Source organism: Nostoc sp. ATCC 53789 (assembly GCF_009873495.1).
Classification (GTDB): Bacteria; Cyanobacteriota; Cyanobacteriia; order Cyanobacteriales; family Nostocaceae; genus Nostoc; species Nostoc muscorum_A.
On record NZ_CP046703.1, the window covers coordinates 1,014,883 to 1,039,504 of the forward strand.

A 24,622-nucleotide genomic window follows, 5' to 3' on the forward strand; every position below is an offset into this window, starting at 1 on the left:
CAGAGGGGCAGGGGGCAAAGTTCCAAGCTACGTCCGCAAGTATCAAAGCCTCATTAATGTATAGTGACACTAAGTTGCATTCTAAAACATATCTCCCCTGCTCCCCTGCCCCTCTGCTTAGTTACATTCTCCCATGACTAAAGTCACCAGAGCCTTGGAGATTTCATCTAGAGGGAGAATAAAATCTACTTTGCCAGTTTGAATCGCAGCTGAGGGCATCCCGGAAAATTCGGCGGTCTTTACGTCTTGGACAATGACAGTACCACCCATTTTTTTGATTGCTTCTACTCCCATCGCGCCGTCGCTACCTGTTCCAGTTAGCACGATGGCGATCGCTCTTTCTTTGTAAGTGGCTGCAACCGATTCAAATAATAAGTCTGCCGAAGGACGTAAAAAATGTACTAATTTCGACTGTGATAAGGAAAGTGTGCCGTCATCGTTAACCAACAAGTGACGATTAGGTGGGGCAATGTAAGCCGTTCCTGGGGTGAGGTAATCTCCTTCCTTTGCCTGCTTGACGGTAATATGCGTGCGCCGACTAAGAATTTCTGCCATGAATGACGGATGTTCAGGAGAAATATGTTGCACAATGACGATCACGGCTGGGAATTCTGCGGGTAGAGTTGATAGCACTTTAATTTGAGCAGTCAGACCACCTGCTGAGGCTGCGATCGCCACAATATCAAAGGCACTATTAGTAAAGGGGGGTGGATTATTCTTGGCATCTTCTGCCATCTGAATCATGATTTTTCGGCTGTCAGTACCAACTAAACTTATTAGTTACAGGAAGTATTAATAAATTTACGATTGCTCATCTTTCTTTACATAAATTATACAGTATATCTGAACTAATTTACTTCTTGTTGCCTTTATCTGTTAAGCTTGTCTGTTCATCTTCTTGCTCTAAAATGAGTTTTGCCTCCAAAAGTTGCTGCCTATGTTCGTCACTAACTATCGGGTATTTCAAATTGAGTTCTTCTAGTTTAGTGCAGATAATATTGGCGACTACCAGACGTGTAAACCATTTGCGATCGGCAGGAATAATATACCAAGGGGCCGATTTTGTACTAGTGTTATTAAAAACCTCTTCATAAGCATTCATATAATCATCCCAAAAAGCTCTTTCTTTGACATCGCTATCTGAAAACTTCCAATTTTTCTCAGGATATTCAATCCGTTCTAAAAAGCGTTTTTTCTGCTCTGATTTAGAAACATTAAGAAAGAACTTCAGAACGATCACACCATTGTCTACTAAATATTTTTCAAAATTATTAATTTCTTCAAAGCGTTGCTTCCATATCTTATTTCCATTAGGGAAATGAGGAAGTTGTTGCTTTCTTAACATTTCTGGATGGACACGAACTACTAGTGCTTCTTCATAATATGAGCGGTTGAATATCCCAATTCGGCCTCTTTCCGGCAAAGCCTTCATTGTTCGCCACAGGTAGTCATGGTCTAATTCTTCCGCACTGGGGGACTTGAAACTAAACACCTGAAATCCTTGCGGATTCACCCCAGAGGTCACGTGTTTAATTGTGCTATCCTTACCAGCAGCATCCATTGCCTGAAAAATAATCAGCAATGCGTAGGTGTTTTGAGCATAGAGAATATTTTGGAAATTCGCTAATCGCTCAATATCCGCCTGTAATTTAATTGCAGCATCAGTTTTTTCATTAAAATCAGCTTTATAAGCTGGGTCATAGTTTTTTTTCAGAGAAATCTTTGAACCTGGTGGAACAATGAAAGCATCGTAATTCATATATAAAAGTTCCTAACTGCTGCTTATATACAAGCACATTGTTAATTAGAAATTACTGAACATTATGATTTGTTTCTTAAATAATTTTGATTCAAAATTAATAACTTTTAACAAATTTTAATAACTTAACTTTCCCTCTTCGTCATTAGCAAGTTTTGTGATTTTTTTTAATCTCTTTTATAAAACTTAATATCGATTGTTAGGACAATCCCAATCGCTATTCAAGGGCTTGAGTCAACAGCGATGTGAAGGTACTTATATGATTGACGTAACCGCAGACCCACGTCAAAAGTGGTTAGCGAGAGTTGCAATGCTTGTGTTCGTTGTGGACGAGTTGAGATTCAAGGGACTTCCAAGAAATAAATTATCCAAAGAAACAAACCACAGAGACACAGAGAACACAGAGAGAGGAGAAAAAGAGAGGGTTTTTGGGTCAGTTTTAGGACATTTTTTTATTTGGAAGTCCCCAACGCCCCGATAAGCGTTTTTAGCTATCCTCCCAGCGATGTCTACGACGGGCTACGCCTACGCACTCTTACACTCTTCCCTAGCAGTCTAAACTTTGGCATAATCAGACATGGCCGCACCTAAACTGAGATAAATTCTGCCAAGCTAATTAAAAGGTTTACGGCGACTGGATATTTTAATAGAATAATCTCATCAAAAGATTCGCAGAAATATAAATGGACTGGATTACACTACTGCGATCGCTACAGTCTGATTTTATTAAAAGGTTAACATCTGGTTGTCTGCTTCATTGTGAAACCGAAGGTCAATATAGTGAATTAACTATAATCTCTGGAGAGAGATTAAAGGCACTGCGGGAATTTTGCTGGTTGATGGCTGAGAAATATAAGCGTGTTTCGCCAGTCCGTGACGTGTTTATTAGCTATCTTAAAGGGAAGTTGGGTGAGGAAGTTGTCAAGGAACGTTTAGCAGATTTTATTACCGAAGTCGATTATGAAAAGCGATTCGGCGGCGATGGCAATATAGATTTTACCTTGACTTCTGACCCATCTATTGGTATCGAGGTTAAATCTCGTCACGGTAATATTGATAGAGTTAGATGGTCAATCAGTTCTGAAGAAGTTGAAAAAAATGCAGTTGTAGTTTGCATTTTGATTCAAGAAGATGTAAGTGAAGCACAATCTCAGTATCACCTTTTTTTAGCTGGGTTTCTCCCAACCCGGATGATTAAGTTAAAGACTGGTAAAATTTCCTTTGGGATAGACCAGTTGTTGTATGGTGGAGGTTTATGGTGCTATCTAGAACAGTTACAATCTTCTCTAAATAATTCTTCTAGACAACAACCATCGATTTACAAATATCTTCCGAAGCAAGAAATTTTATCTAAGCCAACCAATAATCAGTTACTAAAATCTTTTTTTCAACCTGAATATAATAACAATGAAGATTTAAATACACTTTATGCAAAATTGGGAGATGAATATTTTGAAAAAGGAGAATATACAAATGCGATCGTTAACTATAGTAAAGCCTTAAAAGTTACATCTGGCGATATTGATTTATATTATAAACGAGGTTTGACTCACTATCAAATAGGTGATTACGAAGCTGCGATCGCAGATTATTCTCAGGCAATCCAGATGAATATTCAGGATGCTAAATCTTACAATAAACGAGGTTTGGCTCTGTCTCAACTAGGTCGATTAGAAGAAGCAATCAATGATTACACTCAGGCTATTAGAATTAACCCTAATGTTGCCGTAGCTTATAAAAACCGGGCTGAAGCTCGTTCTCATATAGGAGATAATCAAGGAGCAATTGAGGATTATACCCAGGCAATTAAAATTAATCCTCATTATGCTGATGCTTATAAAAACCGTGGGATTGCTCGTTATTTATTAGGTTCTCAACCGGGATTCCCTCAAGCAATCAAGATTAATCCAAAAGATGCCATAGCTTATAAAAAACGTGGTAATGCTCGTTCTGATTTAGGAGATTTTGAAGGAGCAATTGAAGATTATACACAGGCAATACAGATTAATCCTAATTATGCCGATGCCTATTATAACCGTGGTAATGCTCATTCTGACTTAGGAGATTTTGAGAGAGCAATTGAAGATTATACTCAAGCAATACAAATTAATTATAATTATGCCGATGCTTATTACAATCGTGGCAATATTCGTTTAGAAATAGCAGATAGACAGGGAGCAATTGAAGATTTTCAGAAAGCAGCAGACATATATCGTAAAGAAGGTAAGCTAGAAGCACTCAAAGATACACGAGAAAGAATATTAGATTTAGAAATAGAAGAATCATTAGATATTTTAAAATTCTAGAAAATTTGTGAATTCGGATAAATAGCAATTTTCAGCTATGTTTCAGATGCCCAAACTTTCAAAAGTTCCCTTGTCAGTATCAAAAATTTATGCTTTTGGCGATGCTTGGGTTGGACTACACTAACGCAAACTCACAAAAATTCAGAAAAATCCCAAAAAAAGGCACAGTAAAAGCTTGTAATAAATAAACCTAGCAGGGGTCATATAACAAAACCGCCTGCTAGGAAGGTATAGTATATTCTGGCCATGTTTGATTAGGTTAGCGCTTATTTATAAAAAATAAATGCGTATCCCTAGATACAATAACTAAATATTTTGGAAAAGACAGTTAAGAAAAGTGACTAAATAGGTTAATTTCCAATTAAAACCAAGAATTTCCCAAATGGGTAGATGACGGAGTGAAGGATAGAGACAAGGGAAAATTATAGAACGCATTCTTCCTTGTCCTTTCCCAATGCCAATACAACTCTTGGAGAGGCTGCACCCTAAGCATAGCTATGCCGCAGGCTTTACGGCTTCTCTACGAGACGCTACGCTTTAGCGGAGCTTTCGCTTTAGCGATACGCTCAGTACAAGTGCCCCGTGCCCAATCCCTAATACCCCATAATATAAGAAAGCGCTTCACACTTCTTAAATAATCAGCTTTATTAGAACAATGGCGAGAGACTTGCGGGGATTCATTAAAATTCTGGAAGAAAAGGGACAATTACGGCGGATTTCAGCTTTAGTTGACCCAGAATTGGAAATTGCTGAGATTTCCAACCGGATGCTGCAAAAAGGTGGCCCAGGGTTGTTGTTTGAAAACGTCAAAGGCGCTTCCTTCCCTGTGGCGGTGAATTTGATGGGAACTGTGGAAAGGATTTGCTGGGCGATGAATATGCAGCATCCAGAGGAGTTAGAAACTCTGGGGAAAAAATTAAGTATGCTGCAACAGCCAAAACCACCGAAGAAGATTTCCCAGGCGATAGATTTTGGGAAAGTATTGTTTGATGTGGTGAAGGCGAAACCAGGACGAGACTTTTTCCCTGCTTGTCAGCAAGTTGTGCTTCAAGGTAATGATTTAGATTTAAATAAGTTGCCTTTGATACGTCCTTATGTTGGTGATGCTGGCAAGATTATCACGCTGGGACTGGTAATTACCAAAGATTGTGAGACGGGTACACCAAACGTAGGTGTGTATCGCTTGCAACTCCAATCTAAAAATACGATGACGGTTCACTGGTTATCGGTGCGGGGTGGGGCGAGGCATTTGCGAAAAGCAGCCGAACGTGGGAAAAAATTAGAAGTAGCGATCGCACTTGGTGTAGATCCTCTCATTATTATGGCAGCTGCCACACCCATCCCTGTAGATTTATCAGAATGGTTGTTTGCTGGACTTTACGGCGGTTCTGGTGTGCAGTTGGCGAAATGTAAAACTGTAGATTTGGAAGTTCCCGCCGATTCCGAATTTGTCTTGGAAGGAACGATTACGCCAGGAGAAGTGTTACCAGATGGGCCTTTTGGCGACCACATGGGCTATTACGGCGGCGTTGAGGATTCGCCTTTGATTCGCTTTGAGTGTATGACGCACCGGAAAAATCCGATTTACTTAACAACATTTAGCGGTCGTCCACCCAAAGAAGAAGCGATGATGGCGATCGCACTAAATCGCATTTATACGCCCATACTGCGCCAACAAGTATCTGAAATTGTCGATTTCTTCCTCCCAATGGAAGCTTTGAGTTACAAAGCAGCGATTATTTCCATTGATAAAGCATATCCTGGACAAGCACGACGGGCGGCTTTAGCGTTTTGGAGTGCTTTACCACAATTTACATACACCAAATTTGTAATTGTTGTGGATAAAGACATAAATATTCGCGATCCGCGTCAAGTGGTGTGGGCTATTAGTTCCAAAGTTGACCCAGTGCGAGATGTGTTTATTTTACCAAATACACCTTTTGATACCTTGGATTTTGCCAGTGAAAAAATTGGCTTAGGTGGACGGATGGGAATTGATGCGACTACAAAGATTCCACCAGAAACAGACCATGAATGGGGTTCGCCTTTGGAATCTGACCCAGATGTGGCGGCGATGGTAGAGAGACGATGGGCAGAATATGGTTTGGCAGAGTTGCAGTTAGGAGAAGTAGACCCGAATTTGTTTGGCTATGATATGAGGTAACGTATTAAATAGAAACTGGTAAAAATCTCTGCTGACTATCAGCTTAACTGATTTTTATCAGTCAAAGTTATCTCAAATGTCAAAATTAAAAAGCTGGAGAACATAGCCTGATATAAATATCTCTTTGATCGTCAGCAAAAGCTCTTCTACCATGAAGTATCCTTGTATTGTCAATCATTAAAATATCTCCTTTCCGCCACGAGATTTTCGTGGTAATTTTTTCAGCAATTTCATTAAGTTCAGAGACAACCTCCTCAGTAATTTCTGAATCATCCTCAAAATTAAGAATCTTTGGGTTTAACTGCTTTGTGGGCAATAGACTATTAATAAATACCCGATATTTTCCACATCTACTGGGGATAATGGCTGGACAAATGTATTCAAGCAGAATTGATTGATCATCATTTACTGTCAGATGCGTATTATTCTTCCGACACATTTCTTCTAGCTGATTCAAATCATCTGTTTGGTATTTTTTCTGCCAGTCCTCTTGAGATATCCGAACAGTAAATTTTAACTTCTTTTTGCTGAATAACTCTTTGGTTGAACTACTAATTTCATTAAAAAATTCTCTACCATCACACACGGTAGTTTCACCATCTTCTAATGGCGGATTAGCACAGAAAAACCACAACATAAGTGGGATGTTTTTCTGATAATACATTTCTCCGTGTAATTTAATCTCAGACTTAAAATCATTTACACTTAAAAGAGTCTCATCTCCATTAATTACCTTCCGACTGAATGAACCACCAGCATAATTTATAAAATTGGTACTCAATAGATTGGTAAATTCTTTAAAGATTTCAACATCAACATCAAATCCTCTAAAAAGTAAAATTCCATAATCTTTAAATAGACGAATAATTTCTTCTTTATCTAATTCTAAAATACTGCTATTGTCAATATTAATAATTTCTTGACCCATGCCATCTGATATGGGCTGTATTTTGTGGTTCATATAAATTAATAAATTATTAAAACTGTACTCACTATTAGCGTTAACTACACTATAGGCATTTTAATACACAATCATAGCGTTGTGTTGCATCCATCTGCGCGTAGCCCGCCGTAGACATCGCAGGACTAAATTTTGTAAAATGAAAAGTGTTATTACAGTACTAAAATTCTTTTTAGATAGCTACGTTATAAAGTTAGCCTTAATTTGTTTGGGTAGATTATGAGATAGAAATCGAACTCAAATCTTAGGTACTGAAGCAAAAAAATTGAGCAAATTATGACCAAAAAGCTGAAAAATGCACCATCAAAGTTAGTAATAGGATTGGTATTTAGTTGTATTAGTGTGATGCTCAATACAGGTATAGCTTATCAAATAGCTTTAGCAAAATCAACTAATCCACAAAAGTGCGATATTCTTGCCTACGTCACTGATACAGATCCACAAGGTTTAAATGTGCGGAATGGTGCAAGTACAAATAACACAATATTAGGGCAAATACCCATCAACGAAACAGTTCAAGTTATTGGTGCTACTGGAGATTGGGTAAAGATTACTAATGCTAGTAATGGTTTTCAAGGAACTGGATGGGTATTTGTGCCAAAGCTGGGTTTAACAACGCAGGGCTACGGTACTAATGGCGTAGATTTATATGCTAGTAATAGTCAAGAAAGCCAAAAAGTGAGAACAATTCCTGCGAATACGGCTGTCAAATTGTTAGGCTGTCAAGGAGATTGGGCGCAGGTTGAATATCAAGGTGTTAAAGGTTGGTTGACAAAGGAAGATCAATGTGGTGCTGCCCTTACGAGTTGTTCTTAGAACCTCACCCCTACCTTTCTTGCTGTCAGCAAGCTATCCATTACCCGAATATTTGTTAATCAAAATATAACTTAATTGAAAGAAGGGCTAATTTCCCTGACTAACTTTATGTAATGCTAACTTAACTCAACTGCGATCGCTTCCACCTCAATTAAAACAGGCGATCGCAATTAGCGCGTAGTTGTGTCCCGCAAAGATAACACTACTTAGCTTTAACGGTATAATAAGTTGTTAAGTCCTGCTGCATCTCCTTCACCATAACTCTTATGTCAGATCAACCTGCACCAGAAATCGAACTGCTCCGTGCGGCTTATGCGGCCTTCAACGCACGAGACATTGACGCTGCCCTTGCCCTCATGACTCCCGACGTGGCTTGGCCGAAAGCGTTCAAAGGCGGTTTTGTCCGTGGGCCTGAAGAAGTTCGCGCTTACTGGACGGAGCAATGGAGCGAGATCAATCCGCACGTCGAGCCGATTTCCTTTTATTCGGAGGAGGACGGGCGCATTTTGGTCGATGTGCATCAGGTCGTGCGTGACTTGGATGGAGCAGTTCTTGCCGATGAACACGTGGGTCATCGATTCACCCTTGAGCATGGCTTGATTCAAGTCATGGAAGTCACGCAAGTAGGTTAGGTGGAGTGAAACGCAACCCAACATTACCACCTTATTTATGTTGAGTTACGCGATCGCTGCACCCAACCGACAAAACTACGGTTCTCAAGGTAGACGAGGTTTAATTGTTATTTTGGAATTCGTCTAACTTAGCCCGCACTGCCTGGATATCCTGCCACATCAACCATTTAGGCGCACCTCTTTCTTTAGAAGGATTACGCAGTAAGTAGGAAGGATGAAAAATCGGCATACATAAACGCCCTTCCCACTCCAGCCACTGTCCGCGAATTTTCGTAATCCCTCGCTTATCGCCAGTGATGCCTTTGACAGCAGTTGCACCTGTTAACAAGATTATTTTAGGGTCAACTAGACGAATTTGTTCTAGTAAGTAGGGTAGACAAGCCGCTACTTCTGTTGGAGTAGGAACTCTATTATCTGGTGGGCGACATTTATTTATATTAGCTATATATACATCATGCTCGGTAGTTAGATTCACCGATGCCAGAATTTTCTCCAGCAATTGCCCCGATCTACCTACAAATGGTAAACCAGTTTCGTCTTCATTTTGACCAGGCGCTTCCCCAATAACCATAATTGGGGCTTTGAGATTACCGCGTCCGACGACAGCATGAGTCCGAGTGTCTCCCAATGGACAACGGTGGCAGCGATCGCAATGCTGTGTCAATTCCGTTATGGTGGAATAAGTTCCGGGAGCGATCGCAATTTTAGCGTCTGTAGGAATTAGTTCTCGTTGGTTAAAGGTTGAGTCGTCGAAGAGGCTGAGTTGAGTTTCGCTGCTCATGAAAATTAGGATTTTGATATCAGCGCTAGCTGTTTTTTCTGAGTTAAATACTGCTCTGGTTGCAGATTTATCTGAATAAATAGACTTTTGCTGAATACTTAATTATTTATACAAAATCTTATTGTATCAGTTAAGTTGAGACAAAATTCAGTCATGATAAAAGCAGTGCCGTCCTAAGATGCTGGGGGGAACCCATGTCACAGACCCCGCTTTTTGCCGATCGCACCCATGCGGGTGAATTATTAGCGCGAGTGATTCAGGATGTTTTGACTCAGCAAACTATTGCTTCTGGGATAAAACCTGTACCAATTGTTTATGCTTTGCCAAGAGGGGGTATACCAGTAGCAGCACCAATAGCACGTCTATTGAATTGTCCGTTGACAATCGTTGTAGCGAAAAAGATTAGCCATCCAGAAAACCCAGAGTTAGCAATTGGTGCAGTGACTACTTACGGAAATGTTCTTTGGACTGATCAAAAGCTATTTCGGTTTAAAGATGATACAAGGTTGCGCGAAGTGGCTTTAAATAAAGCTATCATCCAAGCTAAGTCTCTTGAGGCTCAATTAATTACTGCTTGTCCGCAGGTGAATGCCGAGAATGCTACGGCTATTTTAGTTGATGATGGCATTGCTACAGGAATGACAATAGCAGTTGCCGCTACTGCTATCAAAGCACTGTCTCCAGCAGCAGTTTGGCTATGTACTCCAGTTGCACCACAAAGATTGCTACCTTGGTTAGAACAGTGGGGCGATCGCACAATCGTCTTGGAAACACCAGAACCCTTTTGGAGTGTGAGTAATTTCTACGCGGAATTTCCCCAAGTTGATACATCAGAGGTTCTCAGATATCTCCAGCAACAAAATAGAATGGGGCCAATGGATCTATCCGAGTAATTTTAAGTTTGAATTGTTTCCTTCTTTTGCTTTTTAACTATTTGAAGATGTTCCTTGCTGGTATTGCATAGCTTTGGCATAATCACCCAAAGCGTAGCAAGCGACTCTCAAACGATCAAGAGCTTCTTCTTCACTACGACGGTCTTTGATATTCCTAGCTAAGAGCAAACGTTGTTCATAATATGTAATTGCTTTGTTATAGTCACCCAGAGCTTCACAAGCAACTCCTAAACTACCTAAAGATTGTTCCTCGCTACGTTTGTCTTGAATTTCTCTGGCTAAGAGCAACCTATCTTCATAATACTTAATAGCTTTAGTATAATCACCTAGAGCATAACAAGCATTACCCAGATTTTTGAGTACCTGAGAAGCACTACGAACATTTTTTAAGGAGCGTGCTAGTACTACACACTGCTCATAATAAGCGATCGCTTTGGGGTAATTATTCAAAGCATACCAAGCATTACCCAAATTTTTGAGTACCTGTTCCTCGCCCCAGTTATCTTTAAGTTCTCGCACAATCTCTAGGCTTTGCTGCTGATACTCAATAGCCTGTGTAAAGTTACTCAAAGATTTATACACCAATCCCAAATTATTCAATGCTGCAACTTGACTCCGTTTATCTTGCAGCTGTTGTGTTATTTTCAAACACTTTTCTAGAAACTCAATAGCCTTGTTATGGTCATTCAAATGACGGTATGAATTCCCTAAATGGGAAAGTGCTTGCATTTGCAATGCTAAATCTGAAGTGTTATTGAGCAAAGACAAACACTCCTGGGAGTAAGATATCGCACCTTTATAGTCTCCAGCGCTATAAGTCACCAATCCTAAAAAAGAAAGCGCCTGTGCCTGTTTTTGCAAATCCCCAACTCCCTGAAACAGTCCCAAAGCTTGTTGTAAAGACTTCAACGCTGCAATTAATTCACCAGCTTGCTGCTGTTGAATTCCTTGCCGTAGTAGCTTGGATGCTTCCGATAAATTGTCATCATTTTCCTGTGGAGGTAGTATTTCTGCATGTGAACCAGAGCCAAATTCATGAGTAATTGTATTACGCTTCACTGGTTTTAAGTATGTTATGGGTAATTGTAGGGGAATTGTATTTTTCGATCTATTATTCCATTCGCCTTTAGGCATCAACCCCTTCCTTTGAAGTCTGGTGGTAAATATAGTGTTCCCAAAACCAGAAGGTATCTTTCATCAGGTTGTTTAGGGACTTCCAAATAAAAAAATGTCCCAAAACTGACGAAAGAACCCTCTCTATTTCTCTTCTCTCTGTGTTCTCTGTGTCTCTGTGGTTCGTTTATTTGGATAATTTATTTCTTGGAAGTCCCTTAGTACAGCTTTGCTTAAATTCGTAGCGAATTGACAGGGGTAAATTGTTGACGGTAAGGTGAGGATACGTGGACTATCCCTCAAGCATTCGGTACTATGGCTGGTCGGCAAAAAACCTACAAGGTGCAGCTAACAGAAGAGGAAAAAGAACTGTTGCAGCAGCAAGCGAATGCCCGAAAAACAGGGCAAAGCAAAGGCAAACGAGCCAAAATAATACTTACAACTGCTGAAAATTCAGATTGGACAGATGCTCAAATTGCTCAAAATATCGGCTGTTCACAAGCCCTTGTTCGGAAATGGCGCAAACGTTGGTGTCAAACTCGTAGTCTAGAAGAAGCACCCCGTCCAGGTCGTCCTCGGATATTTGAAGCAATTATACGAGCAAAAGTTACTGCGTTCGCGCTTCGCGTTGCCGCAGGCATCGCTTGCAGCAACCCAACGGATTTTGATCTTCCCTTGGCGAGGTGGAGTTGTAGCGATATTGCAGCACATCTAGTCACGCTAGGCATTGTAGTATCCATAGCGACTTCAACAGTCTGGCGATGGCTAAAATCTGAGCGGATAAAACCTTGGCGGTTTCATACTTGGATGCATCGGATTGATGATAATTTTGTTGCAAAAGCAACCCCTGTACTTAAACTGTATGCTCAGGCAAAATTTTTGATTAAAGCTGGATTCTGGGTGGTATGTGTGGATGAAAAAACTTCCATCCAAGCACGATCCGGCTTACATCCAAATATTGGGGCAGGTGTCAAACAACCAGTTCACTTTGCAGCCAGATATGCCCGAAAAGGAGCAACACATCTTTTTGCGGCTTTGAGCGTTGCTGATGGTCTGATTTATGGTTGTTGTCGCCCAACAAAAACATTCCTTGATTTTCAAGGATTTCTTTTAGAAGTATTGATACCAGAAGCCATTCGTCGGGGTATGCGCCATATTTATTTAATCCTTGACAACGGCTCTACCCATGCCCCAAAACAATTACAGGCTTGGTTGAATCAGAAGCAAAAAGAAGACGGTTGGAATTTTACGGTGGAAGTGGTCTGGCTACCAAAATATGCTTCATGGTTAGATCAAATTGAAATTTGGTTCAGCATTTTACAACGTAAATTACTGACTCCAAATGATTTTCCTGACCTCAAGACCTTACAGCAACGTATAACTGATTTCATCGTCCGTCACAATGATTCAGCCCAACCAATCAAATGGTCATATACAGTAGCCCAGATGATGGAGAAATTCGCTACGAATTAATGCAAAGCTGTACTTAGCGCATCATTTAACGCTTTTACAATCAACATCTGCGCTGTATGTATGGTGCAGGCTCTCTCGCACCTCCATTAAAATTTTTCCTAGCATATTTTTACCGCTACCATCGGCTCCGCAACCCCAATAAAAATCGATGGGTGAGTTTTCAACAATTGCTGCATTACCTGTGGAAAGTAAGATATTCCTAATATCTGTATGAGTTTGAAATTTACATAGCACAGCTTGCCGCATGATATCGTCTTTAACTTGTTCCCAATCTTGACGTAGTGGACGGGTTCTCTCACGTCCCATTCTTGCCGCATCTTTAGGTGTTTTAACTTGGCGGATTTGCTCTAAATGAGGTGTATCCACAAACTTTTGCGCTTGAAAGTAGTGTTCGCTGGTTGACCAATACAATCCATCTAATTGAAACCCGTGGTGCGAAAAGTTAGAGAAACAACCATATTCTTCACGAGTGCTATAAAAGTAGATTGTCATAGAAGTTGATCGGCATTCGAGATATAGTTTGAATTAATTATTACTTATTTATACCAATTTTCTATCAAATTTAACTTCATAATTAATTCATTTACCGAGCCGTTTCTTTATATATTACCTATACTTATAATTCGTTTAATAAATATTAAGTGTATGATTATGTAGAGTTGATAAGCTGTTACGTATACAACTTGCACTATCAGGGCGCTCATATTGCCCACTTCACAATCATATTGAAAAAAATATTAGTGCAAATTAAAAGCACAACAGCTTATTACTTATTCATAACAGTTTGCTAAAGTTAAGATAAAGAATATTAAAAATTAATCCCCCCTTTCTTCCTGAAAAAAGGGGGGCTGTATCCCCTACTTCTGAGAGTACTTGGGAGGATATTCAAGAGATAAATGCCAATAATCTACAATCATTAATTATTTATTCAAGTAAAACGCACCTGTAAAAAGTTAGGTGTTGATTCAAGCAACAGGTACAGATACATTAGTCACAGAGCCACTATTTAGGATAGGTTGGCGGGTTTTCAAGTCAAATTTGAATCCATGTGGCAAAATGTGAAGCTTTGCTCCGCAAATCGCCAAAGACTCATCCTTCAAAATTTCGCCCATATTGTTGTATGTAGCTTCTGATTCATCAACAATTGTCACCGCACCTGCACCAATCACTTCAATTTGATTATCGGTTACTACCATAGCGGTATTCTCGTCAATACCGAACCCTAAAACAGCAGGTTCTAGTATTAAAGCTGAAATTAAGCGTCCCAAACGTCCACGCTGAGAAAAATGCTGGTCAATTACCACTCCTGGTAAAAAGCCTAGACCAGGGCCCATTTCAACAGTTTCAATTCGAGGATGTGTCTGCGAATCACCTTCAACTATCATTTTATCTGGCATCACAGCAGCGCCCGCACTTGTACCGGCGATAACTACACCTTCCGCGAACCGTTTATGAATGGCCGCATCAATTTCAGTATCCTTGAGGATATTGGTGATGCGAGCTTGATCTCCACCAGTAAAAAATACCCCAGTTGATTTATGAATTGCTTCTAATGCGGTAGATGATGATGCGTCTTCGCGGGTTTCTGTATCAATAATGCGAACATTCTCGGCTCCCAGCCGCTCAAAAACCCTAATATAATTCTCTCCCACTTCTCTTGGTAATTCTGTCGCAGCCGTCATAATGACAATGTGCGCCTTCGTACCCCCAGCGCGTCGCACAAAGTCTCGCAGAATTTGAGAATCTCCATCCTTATCTTCTGCTCCCCCAATAATTACCAACTGCCGTTTGGGATTACTTTCCACCATGATGCCCCCTGATGTGAGTTAATAAATTTCACTAAACCATGACAATTAAACTATCAAATCATCCCTGTGGTAGATTACCTGATAGAAGGTAGTATTAAAATTTGCGCTTGCAATTAGACCAAAAGATTTTTCAGGAAAATTACATCGAAAAATAGCTCTCCTCAGAATTAATTTTCTTTTACTAAATAAAATTACTAAAACCAACTGCCTCTAGAGAGATTTTCTAGAGGCATTATTGACTGCGTTTCTAAATTACCGATTGAAAATTTATCATGCAATTGTTGGTATTAACTCTCGCTGGGTACAAATTAGATATCTGATGGTAAATCCTAATGAATGCGACTTCTGTAAAGCAAGTTAGTCAAGAAAAAACGTGCTTGTTCTAGTGGGAGATGTCTGGGTTTCCCTTGGTAGACGATTTGATATTCATTTATGTCAGGCCCATCACCATGACCAGAGATCAGCTTTTGGTGAAAAGCTTCCTCAGCAAGTTCTCGAATTTCATCTCTTAGATCAGCTTGTGTGCTATTCATGCTTTGCTGTCTTTTCAATACCGCATATTTACTTATACAGATTTTGGGATGCGTGTTGTACCTTTCAAAGGTTATATCTTTGCCCATTCATAAGGATGAAGTGACTATTCTTGATTCTTTGCTGAGGAAGAAAAATTTAATTATGCCTTGAGATAGTTAAAAATGCTTACTAATAGGGTTAGTGTAGGTTCTGATTAGATCAATGGCTTTGCCATCACTCTCCAACAATTAATCGGAATCAGCCTCCAATCAACAAGTCTGAGTAACGATAACTCAGCATAGAAATTTCAGGGTGTTTAGCCAAAGGTTCGTAATCAATGGTTCTACAAAAAAGCAGTGATTTAGCTCGCATTAATGCTAGAAGAACGGATGTATTTGATATTTTCAACTTCAAGCATTATGTTGGCCCCAACCCCTATTTAGATGCAGGGGCGCTAGTATTTGACTTTGCTCTAGTTGACTCTAGAGAGCCTTTGCCCATAGAAGATTATATTGCCAGCATTGGCGATCGCTATCCAAATCTGGGCAGCCAAAGCTACGAATCTTATGCCTATCTATTTGCCCAAGTTGTGTCCGAAGTCGGAAAGCTTGATATGGATTTGCACCTTAAGCATTGGAGTGTTAAGCCATATCCAGATTTCGCGCGAATTAGCGTCCAATCACTACATGAACGCACAACTAGAGAGGTCGTTTATTTTGTTTGGGATTGGTTTGAAGCCATTACCCAAGACGAAGACTTTAACTTTGAGGAGCAGCTAGTGAGGCTGCAAAATAGATTTCGCGCATCTGTCTATGGTGGCCCCACAGTTTACGCTTTATTGCGAACAGCCTACGAAAAAGGTATTCCCGCCTTTTATTTGTGGGAAGAAGGATTAATGCAATACGGCTTTGGAAAAAAACACGTCCGAGGAGTAGCAACCACATTTAACTGTGATAGTCATCTAGATTCAGAGTTTACCACCCGTAAAGATGACTGCAAAGCATTTCTAAAAACCTTGGGTTTCCCAGTCCCTGAAGGCGATATCGTCTTTTCTGAAAAGGAAGCCTTGGCAGCAGCCAGACAAATTGGCTACCCAGTGGCAGTTAAGCCAGTGGTAGGTCATAAAGGAATTGGCGTTACGGCTGACGTACAAGACTCAAAAGAACTGGAATCTGCTTATAATAGAGCATTAGCAGCGATTCCTGAAGATCAGCTAACTCGGATAATTGTTGAGAAAAGTATTTCTGGCTCAGATTTTCGGATGTTGTGTGTCAATGGTAGATTTGTCGCCGCCACAGAACGCCGTCCAGCATCGGTTGTCGGTGATGGCCACTTAACGCTTGCAGAATTAATCCGCCTAGAAAACCGCAAACCTGCACGTTTAGATACGCCCACCTCACCCATGAGTAAAATTCAGATTGATGAAGCGATGGAACTTTACTTAGAGGAACAGCGCTTATCACTAGACAGCGTGATTGAAAAAGGACGCACTGTTTACCTGCGTAAAGTTGCCAATCTTTCAGCCGGAGGTATGAGCATCGATTCAACCCACACAGTTCATGATGACAATATTATCTTGGCGCAAGATATTGCCCAACATTTCCAGTTGACTTGCCTTGGTATTGATGTCATTACCAAAAGTCTCTCCGAATCTTGGAAATCTAGTAACTTCGCTATCCTGGAAATCAACGCTGCACCAGGAGTTTTAATGCATCTTAAACCTTCTGAAGGTGAAAGTGTTGATGTACCTTCTCATATTCTAGAAACCTTTTTTGAGTCGGATACAGATTCGAGGATACCGATTATCACCTTTAATAAAATCTCAGTTGAAGAACTGCAAACAACAATTGACCATATCCTTTTGCAACATCCCAACTGGACAATTGGCGCTATTTGTCGTGACGCAGTTTTTGTGAATCGCTCGAAAAAAGTATTAAGCAAAAATTACAATAGCAACGTCCAAACTTTACTCCGTCATCCCAAAGTTGATTTGCTGATTGCCGAATATGCGGAAGACATCTTAGATGAAGAGGGGATGTTTTACCCGAATAGTAATATCGTGGTTTTGGATAATCCCACTGAAACTGAGATGATGCTGGCGCGGGATGTCTTTGATGGTTCTACTGTGGTGATTAGAAAAGGCAATGATATTTCTATCCGTCGCAAAGGGTTGATTGAAGATTATACTTTGGCTGAAGATGAACCATTTACACGGGTTTATTTGAAAGAAACTGGAACGATTTTGTGAGCTAGCTTAAGAGGTTGCTTTAAAAGTTATTGGTTGGCTGTGATCTAGGCACTTTTTTATCTCCCTAACCCCTCTTTTTTAGGCTACGGCGTATACACATACCTCTACAAAATCAAAATGTTGTAGCTCCTCCTAAATCCTCCTTTTTAAGGAGGACTTGGAGAGGTTTTTGCTTACTTAAAAATTTGGGTTGGGGGATAAAAAGGCTGTGGGAGACTCCATAATTAATTCTAATTGATACAACCTAAGCTAATTTATATTCAGCGATTGTTCTGATAAATCTTAAAATTTCAGAGATAATAATATTATATTTCCAGGCTTTAGAGATTTAATATGTATCTGTGAGGCTTTGATTGGGACTATATAGTATATAGCGATATCTGGATCGGGCTGCTTCAATTACCCTTGTATTCAGGGCAATTTTGGACATTGCAAAAGCAGTTTTTTTGGTGTGGCGAAAATTTCGTGAAAATAACTAATTTTAACCAAAATTTTAACCAATTATAATTTTTTAAGTCATACCCAATTGCTAGAGTGAATTTCACCACCACTTTTGTGATGCCGCGTAATCCAAACAATTTACACATCGAAAATTGGACGGCGCATGGGCTTCAATGATTCTCAGAGATTATCAAACAATGAAATGTAAAGCAATATCTTCCTTTGCGCTCACAAAGCTGTTTTTTGCCTGTGGCATAAGTTTATTGAGTGCGAAATTGGTAGCGGCCGCTGTCACCTACAGCGCATGGCCTAGCAGCACAACTGTAGTCACTGCTGATGGCTCCAGCCAGTTCGGTGGTAATCTCAGCGGTTTGTTCTACGACCCAGCGACTGGAATGCAACAAGCTGTGTTGTGGGGAGTGCAAAATTCGCCATCAAAACTCTATAACCTGGTTTGGAACGGCAGCACTTTCGTCAAAAATACTGCTAATAATTGGAGTTCTGGAAAAACGTTGCGCTATCCCAATGGTACTGGTGCGCCAGATGCGGAAGGCGTGACCAAAGCCGAGCTTTCTTCAACAACTATCTACGTCTCTACTGAGCGAGATGGCAGCGGCTCCAACCGCTTCAGCGTACTGAGTTATGACAGCAGCAGCAGTGCCACCACCCTCAATGCTACTAAGGAATGGAACTTAACTTCTAATTTGCCAACGGTTAGCTCCACTAATTTGGGCTTGGAAGCGATCGCATGGGTGCCAGATAGTTATTTGCAGGCTAATGGATTCATAGATGAAAGTACCAATCAGCTCTACAACCCAGCCAATTATCCGTTGCATGGCACGGGATTGTTTTTTGTTGGATTGGAAGCAAATGGACAAATTTATGCCTACGCGCTCAACTCCGACTCTACATATACGCGTATTGCTACCATTGCCAGTGGTAATACAAAGATCATGGATTTATCCTTCGACCGCGATAATGAGACTTTATGGGCGTATTGCGACAACAATTGCAGCAACCGCTCAACCCTGCTCGCCATCGATACCACCGTTGGCTCGTCAACGAAAGGCAAATTCATCATCCGCAAGGGTTACGAACGCCCAAGTTCGATGTCAAACATTAACAACGAAGGTATCGCCATTGCGCCCAATTCTGAATGCGCCAGCAATCTAAAACAGTTCTTCTGGGCGGATGATTCCGAAACCAGCAATCATGCGATTCGTCGTGGAACAATTCCTTGTGGACGATTATTTTAAGCTGACATTGATCCTCATTTACTAGTGCGAGCTTTAGGTCTACTGTGACGTTCTTTCCCGTTAATCTGATGGTATAACAGGCGGGAGAGAACGTCATGTTTTCAGTTGACTGCCTATTACATGCGATCGCTACTTTAGTGCAACTTTGCCTCGAAAATAATTTTTTGTAAATCAACGCCAACCCATCTTCTGGCTGTTTTGGTTCCAGCAGGTAATGACATGATTGCTCATGATGCACAAAGCATAGAGTTTAAACTTATACTTTTCTTGTGCCTTTTTGACGGCATAAATAAAGACTTCGCGGCATTCTAAGCGCGTTAGAGGATGTTTGAAAAGTCCTCTTCTTGGTAGCAAAACGTTTTAGATCCACCTAAAATCCCCCTTAAAAAGGGGGACTTTAATTCTTGTCCCCTCCTTTTTTAAGCTACGGTGTACACACATCTTTACTGGAAAAACAAGTAGTAATTGAAATTGATGGAGATAGCCATTTTACAGATGAAGGTCAAGACTATGACATAGAAAGAACAAGAATTTTAGAATTCCATTCGCTCAATACTTTTCAAACTTTCAGTATAAAAAAAACTGCGAGCAACCGATTAGCAGTAAGGCTTTCAGTAATAAAAGTAAGCTAAACTCTTATAGCCAAGTATTGACTAAAAATATTTCATAATTAAAGATAGAACATCCCAATGGAGAACATAAAAATGCTAGAACAATATCGTAAACACGTTGCTGAAAGAGCAGCACTCGGTATTCCCCCTTTACCATTGGATGCGAAGCAAACCTCAGAACTATGTGAATTACTGAAAAATCCGCCAAAGGGTCAAGAGGATATATTATTACATCTATTGAGCGATCGCGTTTCTCCTGGTGTTGATCCAGCAGCTTATGTGAAAGCTGGATTTCTCACTGCGATCGCTAAGGAACAAATCACCAGTCCGTTGATTGCGCCCATCGAAGCAGTGCAATTGCTGGGCACAATGATCGGTGGTTACAATGTGCAATCTTTAATCGATTTGCTGCAATTGCCTACTGTATCCGTCTCTGACTCATCCGAAACACCTTTGGTAATGGGTGGACAAGGAAAGGAACCCATCGCCGCTTATGCCGCCAACGCCTTAAGCAAAATCCTCTTGGTGTATGACGCTTACCACGATGTTTTAGAGTTATCTAAAACCAATCCTTTCGCCAAACGGGTGGTTGACTCTTGGGCGGAAGCTGAATGGTTTACCCTTCGCCCCACAGTTCCAGAAGCGATTACTGTCACCGTTTTTAAAGTTCCTGGCGAAACCAATACCGACGACTTATCCCCCGCCCAAAGCGCCACAACTCGGCCAGATATTCCCTTACACGCCTTAGTGATGTTAGAGTCACGGCAACCGGGAAGCTTGACAACAATTGCGGAGTTGAAGAAAAAAGGGCATCCTGTAGCTTACGTGGGGGATGTAGTTGGTACAGGTTCCTCGCGTAAATCTGCTATTAACTCAGTATTGTGGCATACAGGGAATGATATACCTTTTGTGCCAAACAAACGTGCTGGGGGTTATGTTTTAGGTGGTGCGATCGCGCCAATTTTCTTTAACACAGCAGAAGATGCCGGTGCTTTGCCTATTCAGTGCGATGTCACCAAACTAGAAACCGGCATGGTAATTACCATCCATCCCTACAAAGGCGAAATTACCAACGAAACAGGCGAAGTCATTTCCACCTTTGACCTTAAACCTGATACCATCCTCGATGAAGTCCGCGCAGGTGGACGCATCCCCCTACTTATTGGACGTACCCTCACCGACAAAACTCGTCTTGCACTAGGTTTAGAACCCAGCACCGTTTTCACCCGTCCCCAGCAAGCTTTTGATACAGGCAAAGGCTACAGCTTGGCACAGAAAATGGTAGGTAAAGCTTGCGGATTACCTGGCGTGCGTCCCGGCACATCCTGCGAACCCATCATCACCACCGTTGGTTCTCAAGATACCACAGGCCCCATGACCCGCGACGAATTGACAGAACTCGCCTGTCTTGGTTTCAGTGCAGACTTAGTGATCCAAAGTTTCTGCCACACAGCAGCTTATCCCAAACCAGTAGACATTAAAACCCATCACGAACTTCCCGATTTCTTTGCATCTCGTGGCGGTGTCGCCCTCCGTCCCGGTGATGGTATCATCCACTCTTGGTTAAACCGGATGCTGCTACCCGACACCGTGGGAACTGGCGGCGACTCTCACACCCGCTTCCCCTTGGGTATTTCCTTCCCCGCCGGTTCTGGATTAGTAGCCTTTGCAGCCGCCTTGGGTGTGATGCCTTTAGATATGCCAGAGTCAGTTTTGGTAAGATTCAAAGGAGAATTGCAACCAGGTATCACCCTGCGCGATGTCGTGAATGCCATACCCTACGTAGCAATTCAAAAAGGTTTGCTGACAGCAGAGAAGCAGAACAAGAAAAACGTCTTCTCCGGGCGCATTCTGGAAATAGAAGGTTTGCCAGATTTAAAAGTTGAACAAGCCTTTGAACTCACCGATGCTAGTGCCGAACGTTCTTGTGCCGGATGCACAATTAAGCTGAGTGTAGAGACAATTTCGGAATATCTGCGTTCTAATATCGCGCTGCTGAAAAATATGATAGCACGAGGCTATCACGATCCGCGTACCATGCTGCGCCGTGTGGCTAAGATGGAAGAATGGTTAGCAAATCCCGTATTATTAGAAGGCGATGCCGATGCGGAGTATGCGGAAATAATTGAAATTGATTTAAACGAAATCAAAGAACCAATTGTTGCTGCTCCCAATGACCCCGATAATGTTAAATTATTATCGGAAGTTGCTAATGATCCAGTGCAAGAAGTATTCGTCGGTTCATGTATGACGAATATTGGTCATTATCGGGCAACAGCGAAAGTTTTGGAAGGCGCAGGTGAAGTGAAAACTCGCCTGTGGATAGCGCCACCAACCCGCATGGATGAACACCAATTAAAAGAAGAAGGTGTATACAGCGTTTTTGGGGCTGCGGGTGCTAGAACAGAAATGCCAGGATGCAGTTTGTGTATGGGTAATCAGGCGCGAGTTGCTGATGGCACAACAGTGTTTTCTACTTCTACCCGCAACTTCAATAATCGTATGGGTAAAGATGCGCGAGTGTATCTTGGTTCAGCAGAATTAGCCGCAGTTTGTGCGCTGCTGGGGCGGCTTCCAACAGTGCAGGAATACTTGGATATTGTGGCGAGTAGAATTCATCCTTTTGCAGATGATTTGTATCGGTATTTAAACTTTGATCAAATTGCTGGTTTTGAGGATGAGGGGCGCGTGATTGCGTTGGAAGATATGCCGAGACTTGAGGATATTTTGGGTATGCCGACTGCGGCGAAGTAGGTAATAATTAACATGAAATGCCCCAGGTTTTAATCTGTGGCTACAGAAAGCAAGCCCGCATTTGCGGGCTTTTTAATGTAAATCCCTCACACTGAAGTCTTTGATAATACAAAAATTAGTTATTATCGTATATGATACATAAAGCAAATAACAAGCATGAAAGCATCAGAAACAACTCTCCGTAACTTACTAGAAGGTGGTAAACAGTTTCAAATACCTCTTTTTCAGCGACCATACTCTTGGAAAAAAGAGAACTGGGAGACTCTGTGGGAAGATTTGATGAGTCTTTATAATGATGATGAAAAAGGCTTTTATTTTCTTGGGCCTATAGTAACTCAAGCTGAACTTGGAACTGCTGATGGTATAAGTCGATATATTGTTATAGACGGACAACAACGTTTTACAACTCTTAGCATTCTTTTGGCGGCGTTAAGAAACTATCTCAAAAAATCTGACAAACAAATAGCAGAACAGATACATGAATTTTTTTTGATAAATAAGTATCAAAAGAATGATGATTTTTATAAAGTGCTGCCTACTCAGGATGACTGCGACGCATATAAAAGTATTATCGACAATAAGATAACTAAGGGTAGGAATAAAGAATCACAATCAGGAGCAATACATGAAGCTTATAAATTTTTTGATGCGAAGCTGAAGAAGCCTTTTGCAGATGAGGATATTTTGTTAGATTTTGCAAAATTTAAAAATATTATTCTAGAACGTTTGGTATTAGTAAATATTACTTCTGATAACAACGATAACCCATATCTTATTTTTGAGAGTTTGAACAATAAAGGAGAAGAATTAACCCAAGCAGATTTAGTTCGTAACTATATATTTATGAAGTTACCTTCTGAAGAAAGAGATGAAGTTTACAACAGCGAGTGGTTGCCTCTTCAAGAAAGTTTTAAATCAAACATGAAGCAAAAGGAATATGCAGATGAACTAACTAAGGCATTTTGGTTTTATCTGCGTAAAGATGGAGAGGCAGTTAATGAAAAAGCCGTTTATAAATCAATTAAACAACGTTTTGATGAATCGGCTAAACGGTTTGAAAAACCAGAACTAGGTATCAAGGCTGAGTTGCATAACCTTATAAAATTTACTAATTACTATCTACGCCTTAATTTTGACGATGAAGAACAAGAACCAAAACTAAGGCATTGGTTTCAGCGATTAAAAAAATTGGATTTCACTACTTGTCATATATTTCTCCTGAATATTTATTATGAATATGAGGCACAACACTTATCTATTCAAGATTTTGAGAAAATCCTGCAATATTTAGAATCTTACTTTGTACGCCGTTGGATTGTTGGGATTCCTACTAGAGCTTTAGGCATAACATTTAACAATCTATATAAGCAAGTAAAGGAAACAAATCCTGAAGATTTAGTAAATGGGTTACGTCAAGTTCTAATTAGTTTTGAGAAAACTCAAGTGTTTCCTGATGACAACTTATTCTGTCAGTATATCGCCAATGAACCTCTATATAATCCTAAAAGCTCGACAGCAAATGAACGCGTGAAGTTTTTATTAGAAAGTATAGAACAATCTCTGAGTAAGGAGCGTGTTGATACTCAGCCTATGAGTCTTGAGCATGTTATGCCCCAAAAGTCACCTTTACGTAAAGAATGGCAAGAAATGCTAGGCGAAAATTATAACAAGGCGCATAAGGAATGGCTTCACACTTTGGGTAATCTCACGTTAACACAATATAACTCTGAATTATCTAACAAATCCTTTGAGGAGAAATTGAAGATTTTAAGGGCTAGTAATGTGACTTTAAACCAATATTTTCACAAGGTAAATGTTTGGAATGAAGAGGAAATCAAAAGTCGCGCTGAATCTTTAGCTAAAATAGCGATTAAAGTATGGCCTCGATAAAAGAAATTGTATGCGATCGCACCCTCTCACTTCGCACACAGACCTAACCCCTCAACTCCCTTACTTACAAGAAATCTGGCTGCCCTCTCCGCTATGCCTAACGGCAGGCTTATGCCAACGGAGAGGGGTTGGGGGAGAGGTCAATTTATGCGATCGCAATAAACTATTAAAGTCTAATTACCTGACACCAAGCTTTTTACACA

The 24,622-nt window shown here is 40.6% G+C and carries 19 protein-coding genes; 11 read left to right on the forward strand and 8 right to left on the reverse strand.

What is annotated here, in order from left to right; all coding sequences use genetic code 11:
* Positions 1 to 117: 117 nt before the first annotated feature.
* The gene (locus GJB62_RS04085) at positions 118 to 744 is read right to left on the reverse strand and encodes a chemotaxis protein CheB (protein ID WP_114083557.1); all 627 of its coding nucleotides are present in this window, start codon (positions 742 to 744) and stop codon (positions 118 to 120) included.
* A 109-nt stretch (positions 745 to 853) separates the two neighbouring features.
* Positions 854 to 1,759: a polyphosphate kinase 2 family protein gene (locus GJB62_RS04090; RefSeq protein ID WP_114083556.1), complete on the reverse strand. Its 906-nt coding sequence runs from the start codon at positions 1,757 to 1,759 to the stop codon at positions 854 to 856.
* Positions 1,760 to 2,442: 683 nt separating this feature from the next.
* On the opposite strand from GJB62_RS04090, the gene GJB62_RS04095 reads away from it, so the two are divergent.
* Positions 2,443 to 4,065, forward strand: coding sequence for a tetratricopeptide repeat protein (locus GJB62_RS04095; RefSeq protein WP_114083554.1), 1,623 nt, complete (start codon positions 2,443 to 2,445; stop codon positions 4,063 to 4,065).
* A gap of 655 nt (positions 4,066 to 4,720) precedes the next feature.
* Complete coding sequence (locus tag GJB62_RS04100) at positions 4,721 to 6,229, forward strand: UbiD family decarboxylase (protein WP_114083553.1); 1,509 nt, start codon at positions 4,721 to 4,723, stop codon at positions 6,227 to 6,229.
* Between the two features lie 85 nt (positions 6,230 to 6,314).
* Here the strand turns inward: GJB62_RS04100 and GJB62_RS04105 are convergent, their stop codons facing one another.
* Entirely contained in the window at positions 6,315 to 7,157 is an 843-nt protein-coding gene (locus GJB62_RS04105) for a TauD/TfdA family dioxygenase (protein ID WP_245246089.1), read from the reverse strand.
* Positions 7,158 to 7,466: 309 nt separating this feature from the next.
* Between GJB62_RS04105 and GJB62_RS04110 the strand changes: the two genes are divergently transcribed.
* Together GJB62_RS04110 and GJB62_RS04115 are read left to right on the forward strand one after the other, a co-directional pair.
* Positions 7,467 to 8,006 carry an SH3 domain-containing protein gene (locus GJB62_RS04110; protein WP_181852885.1) on the forward strand — a complete coding sequence of 180 codons (540 nt, stop codon included), beginning with the start codon at positions 7,467 to 7,469 and terminating at the stop codon, positions 8,004 to 8,006.
* Between the two features lie 266 nt (positions 8,007 to 8,272).
* Positions 8,273 to 8,638, forward strand: coding sequence for a nuclear transport factor 2 family protein (locus GJB62_RS04115; protein WP_114083551.1), 366 nt, complete (start codon positions 8,273 to 8,275; stop codon positions 8,636 to 8,638).
* Positions 8,639 to 8,738: 100 nt separating this feature from the next.
* Here GJB62_RS04115 and GJB62_RS04120 read toward each other — a convergent pair whose 3' ends face one another.
* Positions 8,739 to 9,419, reverse strand: a complete 681-nt coding sequence (locus tag GJB62_RS04120) for a uracil-DNA glycosylase (RefSeq protein ID WP_114083550.1) — start codon at positions 9,417 to 9,419, stop codon at positions 8,739 to 8,741.
* A 194-nt stretch (positions 9,420 to 9,613) separates the two neighbouring features.
* Between GJB62_RS04120 and GJB62_RS04125 the strand changes: the two genes are divergently transcribed.
* On the forward strand, positions 9,614 to 10,312 hold the full coding sequence (locus GJB62_RS04125; RefSeq protein ID WP_114083549.1) for a phosphoribosyltransferase family protein: 699 nt from the start codon (positions 9,614 to 9,616) through the stop codon (positions 10,310 to 10,312).
* 33 nt (positions 10,313 to 10,345) lie between these two features.
* On the opposite strand, the gene GJB62_RS04130 is transcribed toward GJB62_RS04125, so the two are convergent.
* Positions 10,346 to 11,446, reverse strand: a complete 1,101-nt coding sequence (locus GJB62_RS04130; RefSeq protein WP_114083548.1) for a tetratricopeptide repeat protein — start codon at positions 11,444 to 11,446, stop codon at positions 10,346 to 10,348.
* A gap of 294 nt (positions 11,447 to 11,740) precedes the next feature.
* Here GJB62_RS04130 and GJB62_RS04135 point away from each other — a divergent pair, with 294 nt between their 5' ends.
* Positions 11,741 to 12,898: an IS630 family transposase gene (locus GJB62_RS04135; protein ID WP_114081617.1), complete on the forward strand. Its 1,158-nt coding sequence runs from the start codon at positions 11,741 to 11,743 to the stop codon at positions 12,896 to 12,898.
* Between the two features lie 21 nt (positions 12,899 to 12,919).
* Here the strand turns inward: GJB62_RS04135 and GJB62_RS04140 are convergent, their stop codons facing one another.
* The 3 genes from GJB62_RS04140 to GJB62_RS04150 form a co-directional block, all read right to left on the reverse strand.
* Positions 12,920 to 13,390 (reverse strand): NADAR family protein, encoded by a 471-nt coding sequence (locus GJB62_RS04140; RefSeq protein WP_114085860.1) that lies wholly within the window; start codon positions 13,388 to 13,390, stop codon positions 12,920 to 12,922.
* Between the two features lie 473 nt (positions 13,391 to 13,863).
* A complete protein-coding gene (locus GJB62_RS04145) occupies positions 13,864 to 14,706 on the reverse strand; it encodes a cyanophycinase (protein WP_114085859.1) in 843 nt (280 codons plus the stop codon).
* Between the two features lie 329 nt (positions 14,707 to 15,035).
* Positions 15,036 to 15,239 carry a hypothetical protein gene (locus tag GJB62_RS04150; protein WP_041565287.1) on the reverse strand — a complete coding sequence of 68 codons (204 nt, stop codon included), beginning with the start codon at positions 15,237 to 15,239 and terminating at the stop codon, positions 15,036 to 15,038.
* Positions 15,240 to 15,556: 317 nt separating this feature from the next.
* Here GJB62_RS04150 and GJB62_RS04155 point away from each other — a divergent pair, with 317 nt between their 5' ends.
* From GJB62_RS04155 to GJB62_RS04175, 5 genes are all read left to right on the forward strand, one after another.
* Positions 15,557 to 17,467, forward strand: a complete 1,911-nt coding sequence (locus GJB62_RS04155; RefSeq protein ID WP_114085858.1) for an acetate--CoA ligase family protein — start codon at positions 15,557 to 15,559, stop codon at positions 17,465 to 17,467.
* A 614-nt stretch (positions 17,468 to 18,081) separates the two neighbouring features.
* Positions 18,082 to 19,164, forward strand: coding sequence for a hypothetical protein (locus GJB62_RS04160; protein WP_147262596.1), 1,083 nt, complete (start codon positions 18,082 to 18,084; stop codon positions 19,162 to 19,164).
* A 404-nt stretch (positions 19,165 to 19,568) separates the two neighbouring features.
* Positions 19,569 to 19,796 carry a DUF559 domain-containing protein gene (locus GJB62_RS04165; protein WP_114085857.1) on the forward strand — a complete coding sequence of 76 codons (228 nt, stop codon included), beginning with the start codon at positions 19,569 to 19,571 and terminating at the stop codon, positions 19,794 to 19,796.
* A gap of 72 nt (positions 19,797 to 19,868) precedes the next feature.
* Complete coding sequence (gene acnB / locus GJB62_RS04170) at positions 19,869 to 22,529, forward strand: bifunctional aconitate hydratase 2/2-methylisocitrate dehydratase (protein ID WP_114085856.1); 2,661 nt, start codon at positions 19,869 to 19,871, stop codon at positions 22,527 to 22,529.
* Positions 22,530 to 22,685: 156 nt separating this feature from the next.
* Positions 22,686 to 24,419, forward strand: coding sequence for a DUF262 domain-containing protein (locus tag GJB62_RS04175; protein ID WP_114085855.1), 1,734 nt, complete (start codon positions 22,686 to 22,688; stop codon positions 24,417 to 24,419).
* Positions 24,420 to 24,622: the final 203 nt, after the last annotated feature.

Excerpts from the sequence above, each read along its gene's own strand:
- GJB62_RS04085 (WP_114083557.1), bottom strand. The coding sequence starts at position 744 with ATGATTCAGATGGCAGAAGATGCCAAGAATAATCCACCCCCCTTTACT.
- GJB62_RS04090 (WP_114083556.1), bottom strand. The coding sequence starts at position 1,759 with ATGAATTACGATGCTTTCATTGTTCCACCAGGTTCAAAGATTTCTCTG.
- GJB62_RS04095 (WP_114083554.1), top strand. The coding sequence starts at position 2,443 with ATGGACTGGATTACACTACTGCGATCGCTACAGTCTGATTTTATTAAA.
- GJB62_RS04100 (WP_114083553.1), top strand. The coding sequence starts at position 4,721 with ATGGCGAGAGACTTGCGGGGATTCATTAAAATTCTGGAAGAAAAGGGA.
- GJB62_RS04105 (WP_245246089.1), bottom strand. The coding sequence starts at position 7,157 with ATGGGTCAAGAAATTATTAATATTGACAATAGCAGTATTTTAGAATTA.
- GJB62_RS04110 (WP_181852885.1), top strand. The coding sequence starts at position 7,467 with ATGACCAAAAAGCTGAAAAATGCACCATCAAAGTTAGTAATAGGATTG.
- GJB62_RS04115 (WP_114083551.1), top strand. The coding sequence starts at position 8,273 with ATGTCAGATCAACCTGCACCAGAAATCGAACTGCTCCGTGCGGCTTAT.
- GJB62_RS04120 (WP_114083550.1), bottom strand. The coding sequence starts at position 9,419 with ATGAGCAGCGAAACTCAACTCAGCCTCTTCGACGACTCAACCTTTAAC.
- GJB62_RS04125 (WP_114083549.1), top strand. The coding sequence starts at position 9,614 with ATGTCACAGACCCCGCTTTTTGCCGATCGCACCCATGCGGGTGAATTA.
- GJB62_RS04130 (WP_114083548.1), bottom strand. The coding sequence starts at position 11,446 with ATGCCTAAAGGCGAATGGAATAATAGATCGAAAAATACAATTCCCCTA.
- GJB62_RS04135 (WP_114081617.1), top strand. The coding sequence starts at position 11,741 with ATGGCTGGTCGGCAAAAAACCTACAAGGTGCAGCTAACAGAAGAGGAA.
- GJB62_RS04140 (WP_114085860.1), bottom strand. The coding sequence starts at position 13,390 with ATGACAATCTACTTTTATAGCACTCGTGAAGAATATGGTTGTTTCTCT.
- GJB62_RS04145 (WP_114085859.1), bottom strand. The coding sequence starts at position 14,706 with ATGGTGGAAAGTAATCCCAAACGGCAGTTGGTAATTATTGGGGGAGCA.
- GJB62_RS04150 (WP_041565287.1), bottom strand. The coding sequence starts at position 15,239 with ATGAATAGCACACAAGCTGATCTAAGAGATGAAATTCGAGAACTTGCT.
- GJB62_RS04155 (WP_114085858.1), top strand. The coding sequence starts at position 15,557 with ATGGTTCTACAAAAAAGCAGTGATTTAGCTCGCATTAATGCTAGAAGA.
- GJB62_RS04160 (WP_147262596.1), top strand. The coding sequence starts at position 18,082 with ATGATTCTCAGAGATTATCAAACAATGAAATGTAAAGCAATATCTTCC.
- acnB (WP_114085856.1), top strand. The coding sequence starts at position 19,869 with ATGCTAGAACAATATCGTAAACACGTTGCTGAAAGAGCAGCACTCGGT.
- GJB62_RS04175 (WP_114085855.1), top strand. The coding sequence starts at position 22,686 with ATGAAAGCATCAGAAACAACTCTCCGTAACTTACTAGAAGGTGGTAAA.